Source organism: Streptomyces sp., from assembly GCF_050698815.1.
Lineage (GTDB): Bacteria > Actinomycetota > Actinomycetes > Streptomycetales > Streptomycetaceae > Streptomyces.
On the sequence record NZ_JBOHCV010000733.1, the window covers coordinates 1 to 4247 of the forward strand.

The window sequence follows — 4247 nt, forward strand, 5'->3', positions numbered from 1 at the left end:
GTGCTGGGCACGGGGCACAACGCGCGCGAGGCGACCGGCGATCCGACCGCGCACGCGGAGATCGTGGCCATCCGCGCGGCGGCCCGCGCGCTGGGCGACCGGTGGCGGCTGCAGGGCTGCACCCTGCTGGTCACGCTGGAGCCGTGCACCATGTGCGCGGGCGCCGTCGTGCTGTCCCGGCTGGAGCGGGTGGTCTACGGCGCGCCCGACCCGAAGGCCGGCGCGGCGGGTTCACTGTGGGACGTCGTACGGGACCGGCGGCTCAACCACCGGCCCGAGGTGATCCACGGCGAACTCGCCGACGAGTGCGGCGCCCTGCTCACCGCCTTCTTCCGCCGGCACCCGGCAGCGGGCGCGCCCACGGCAGAGACGGCGGCCGAGGCGGTCGCCGAGGACGGCGATACGGATTTCGGCACCCGGCCACCGTTGGGCTAGAGTGCCTCTCGGTAGCGTGTCCGAGCGGCCGAAGGAGCTCGCCTCGAAAGCGAGTGAGGGTGCAAGCTCTCCGTGGGTTCAAATCCCACCGCTACCGCAGGTGAACGAAGGGGCGGACCCGATCAGGGTCCGCCCCTTCTGTGATCTTCCGTACCGGTTTCCGTCGCAGTCGGCCGGGAACGGTGAAGGTCGCACGTCAATGGGCCCTGTTTGGGGTGGCTTTGATGGCCTACGCGTGGATCACGCACGTGACACGTCTGGTTAGACTCACCCGACTGCGAACAGGGGAACAGGCGACCGAGAGAGGCACGAGGATGGGCCAGACGAAGAAGATCGCGCTCTACGTGGTCATCGTCTTCGCGCTCTACACGATCATCACCTCCCCCGCCAGGGCCGCCGATCTCGTCCAGATCGGCTTCGAGGGCATATCGACCGCCGCCCAGGCCGTCGGCCGGTTCATGACGGAGCTCGTCAGCTAACGACCTGGTGCGGCGCCGGCCGGTCAGTCGGTCCCGCTGCCACACCCTTCCGGCGCACCTCGCCGTCACCCGGCATTCGGCCCCGCCGCGTCACTGATGCGTGGGCCGTTCACCGCGGGGGTCCACCGCCCTCCGGGACCCCTCGCCCGTCATCGCCTCGCCCGGGTTGGCCGTGTCCTCAACTCCTCACCAACACGGCGCTATACGGTGCTTGCACAGATTGCACATGTCTTGTGATGCTATGACCGCTTTTGGCCATTGAGTGGACAAGACCAACCCGACCCGACCCGGGACCGTGAAGAGGTGGTGGCTGAGTGGCGGCGACCCAGACCCGCGAGAGCCGTAGCGCGGAGGCCCGGGCGCTGACCCAGGTGCTCTTCGAGCAACTGGCCGAGCAGGAGCCCGGCACGTCCGGGTACGAACGGGTGCGCACCGCACTCATCGAGGCCAACCTCCCGCTGGTGCGGTACGTCGCGGCGCGCTTTCGCAGCCGCAACGAGCCGATGGAGGACGTCGTCCAGGTCGGCACCATCGGCCTCATCAACGCGATCGACCGGTTCGACGCCGAGCGCGGCGTCCAGTTCCCCACCTTCGCCATGCCGACGATCATCGGCGAGATCCGCCGCTACTTCCGCGACAACGTCCGCACCGTGCACGTACCGAGGCGGCTGCACGAGATGTGGGTGCAGGTGAGCAGCGCGACCGAGGACCTGACGACGGCGTTCGGACGCTCACCGACCACCGCGGAGATCGCCGACCGCCTGAAGCTGGCCGAGGAGGACGTGCTCGCCTGCATCGAGGCCGGACGGTCCTACCGCGCAACGTCATTGGAGGCCGCCCAGGAGCGCGAGGACGGACTGCCCGGCCTGCTGGACCGGCTCGGTTACGAGGACCCCGAACTGGACGGCGTCGAACACCGCGACCTGGTGCGGCACCTGCTCGTCCAGCTGCCCGAGCGCGAGCAGCGCATCCTGCTGCTGCGCTACTACCGGAACCTGACGCAGTCGCAGATCAGTGCGGAGCTGGGCGTCTCCCAGATGCACGTCTCACGGCTGCTGTCGCGGAGCTTCGCGCGGCTGCGGGCCGCAAATCGAATCGAGGCGTAACCGGACAGAGGGAATCATAACGTCAGCTCAACAGCCTCAGCTGTGCAGTTTTATCGACAAGAAGCTACGTCGCGTTGCTGACTTGTGACATTCTGCAAGAGCTGCGTTTGACGCACCGGCGCTTCCGGTATGCAGGGGGAGGTGCCTCCCTCACCCGAGGGCGCCGCTGCGAACCGTCCGCGACCTCAAGGGGGTGGCATGTCCGTAGAATTGGGCAGCTCGAAGGTGCTCACCGAGACCACGACCGCCGACGTCGAAGCCTCGGGAGCGCCCGAGGCCCCCGCACACCGCGACGCCATCAACACCCGTGCCCTCTCCCGTTCCCTCTTCCTGCGGCTCGCCGCGCTGGGCAACGCTTCCCCCGGGCCCGACGGCGACGGCTCCGCAGCCGCCCCCAGCGCGGAGCGGACGTACGTACGCGACACGCTCATCGAGCTGAACCTCCCGCTGGTGCGGTACGCGGCGGCGCGCTTCCGCAGCCGCAACGAGCCGATGGAGGACATCGTCCAGGTCGGCACCATCGGCCTGATCAAGGCGATCGACCGGTTCGACGCCGAGCGCGGCGTGGAGTTCCCGACCTTCGCGATGCCGACCGTGGTCGGGGAGATCAAGCGCTTCTTCCGTGACACCTCGTGGTCGGTGCGGGTGCCGCGCCGTCTGCAGGAGCTGCGGCTGGCGCTGACCAAGACGAGCGACGAGCTGTCCCAGACGCTGGACCGCTCTCCCACCGTCCCCGAACTCGCCCACGCGCTGGGCGTGTCCGAGGAGGACGTCGTCGACGGCCTGGCGGTGGGCAACGCCTACACCGCGTCCTCGCTGGACTCGCCCTCCATGGAGGACGACGGCGGCGAGGGCTCGCTCGCGGACCGGCTCGGCTACGAGGACAGCGCGCTGGAGGGCGTGGAGTACCGCGAGTCGCTGAAGCCGCTGCTGGCGAAACTGCCGTCACGCGAGCGCCAGATCATCATGCTGCGCTTCTTCGCCAACATGACGCAGTCACAGATCGGCGAGGAGGTCGGCATCTCGCAGATGCACGTCTCCCGGCTGCTGACCCGGACCCTCGCGCAGCTGCGCGAGGGCCTGATCGCGGAGGAGTAGGGCGGGAGCCACTCGTACGGACACAACGGCGGCCGGCCCCTCCATGGAGCCGCCGGCCGCCGCACCGGCCACGCGGTGCCTGATCAGGCACCCGGCGCCGGATCAGCACCGTGCCTGATCAGTACCGTGCCCTCTCAGGAAAGGGCCAGCCAGGCCGCTGCCGCGACCACCGCGACGAGGGCGACCACGGCGACGATCAGGCCGACGCGCGGGCCGGAGGACGCTGCCGACTGCGGCACGGCACGGCGCTGCGAACCCGCACCGCCGCCCTCCTCGTCGACGAAGGCGCGGAACATCTGCGTGTTGCCGGCCGGGTCCTGGGACGGGTCAGGTCCCTGCGGGGCATGCGGGTTGTGAGCCATGGGGCAGGACCCTAGCGAACGCCCCTGGCCGGTGACAGCCCCGCCCCGGCATCGGGCCGCCCCGCGGCGGGCGACCGCAAACCGGCTTTGCCATTTCTTTCCCTCATCGCGCCCACCATCAATTTGCACACAGCAACTATTTCGGTATGGTTGCCTTAAGCAACGATAAGCGGGAGGTGGGATGGCCGCACGCGGGAGCTACGAGGAGCTGGCCCGGCACCTTAGCGGCATCGGCGCCGTCAGGCGAGAGATGTCACGGGGATTCCCCGCCGACTGTCCCCCCGCTTCGGCCGCCGTGCTCGCCCTGCTGCACAAGTACGGCGAGATGCGCATGAGCCGTCTCGCCGAGCTGATGGTCATCGACATGTCCGTGACCAGCCGCCATGTCGCGCACACCGCGGAGCGCGGCTGGGTCGAGCGTCTCCCCGACCCGCGGGACGGCAGGTCCCGGCTGCTGTGTCTCACCGAACGGGGCCGCCGGCAGCTGGACACGCTCTCCGAGGCCACCACCGAAGCTCTGGAGAGCTTTCTGCACGACTGGACCGACGATGACATCGCTCGGCTGAACGGAATGCTGGCGCGCCTGCGGGAAAGCTTCGGCGACTGCCGGGCGCGCGTCACCCGCCAGGACACACCACACCCCGCCGCTCGGCACTGCAGCAGGAAGTAAGGAAACGAATGGCCACGACCACACCGTCCGGTGTGCACGGCGCCGACAGCGGCGGCGAGGCGAGGCACGCCGCGCCGCAGCCGGACGCGCCCGCTGC

6 protein-coding genes and 1 tRNA gene are annotated in these 4247 nt (G+C 69.5%); 6 read left to right on the forward strand and 1 reads right to left on the reverse strand.

The annotated features are described in order from the left end of the window. The 5 genes from ACRDP3_RS25995 to ACRDP3_RS26015 all read left to right on the forward strand — a co-directional run. The coding region (locus ACRDP3_RS25995) for a nucleoside deaminase (protein ID WP_431519442.1) at window positions 1–435 on the forward strand (435 nt) is incomplete at its 5' end. A gap of 10 nt (window positions 436–445) precedes the next feature. After that, window positions 446–532, forward strand: a tRNA-Ser gene (locus ACRDP3_RS26000). Between the two features lie 217 nt (window positions 533–749). Next, window positions 750–914 carry a hypothetical protein gene (locus tag ACRDP3_RS26005; protein WP_431519443.1) on the forward strand — a complete coding sequence of 55 codons (165 nt, stop codon included), beginning with the start codon at window positions 750–752 and terminating at the stop codon, window positions 912–914. Window positions 915–1228: 314 nt separating this feature from the next. Next, on the forward strand, window positions 1229–2020 hold the full coding sequence (locus ACRDP3_RS26010; protein ID WP_431519444.1) for an RNA polymerase sigma factor SigF: 792 nt from the start codon (window positions 1229–1231) through the stop codon (window positions 2018–2020). Between the two features lie 198 nt (window positions 2021–2218). Then, on the forward strand, window positions 2219–3118 hold the full coding sequence (locus ACRDP3_RS26015) for an RNA polymerase sigma factor SigF (protein ID WP_431519445.1): 900 nt from the start codon (window positions 2219–2221) through the stop codon (window positions 3116–3118). 134 nt (window positions 3119–3252) lie between these two features. Here ACRDP3_RS26015 and ACRDP3_RS26020 read toward each other — a convergent pair whose 3' ends face one another. Further along, entirely contained in the window at window positions 3253–3480 is a 228-nt protein-coding gene (locus ACRDP3_RS26020) for a hypothetical protein (protein WP_431519446.1), read from the reverse strand. Window positions 3481–3661: 181 nt separating this feature from the next. On the opposite strand from ACRDP3_RS26020, the gene ACRDP3_RS26025 reads away from it, so the two are divergent. Next, entirely contained in the window at window positions 3662–4150 is a 489-nt protein-coding gene (locus ACRDP3_RS26025) for a MarR family winged helix-turn-helix transcriptional regulator (protein ID WP_431519447.1), read from the forward strand. The last annotated feature ends 97 nt before the right edge of the window (window positions 4151–4247 follow it).

Coding starts and splice junctions, on each gene's coding strand:
- ACRDP3_RS26005 (WP_431519443.1), top strand. CDS start 750: ATGGGCCAGACGAAGAAGATCGCGCTCTACGTGGTCATCGTCTTCGCG.
- ACRDP3_RS26025 (WP_431519447.1), top strand. CDS start 3,662: ATGGCCGCACGCGGGAGCTACGAGGAGCTGGCCCGGCACCTTAGCGGC.
- ACRDP3_RS26015 (WP_431519445.1), top strand. CDS start 2,219: ATGTCCGTAGAATTGGGCAGCTCGAAGGTGCTCACCGAGACCACGACC.
- ACRDP3_RS26020 (WP_431519446.1), bottom strand. CDS start 3,480: ATGGCTCACAACCCGCATGCCCCGCAGGGACCTGACCCGTCCCAGGAC.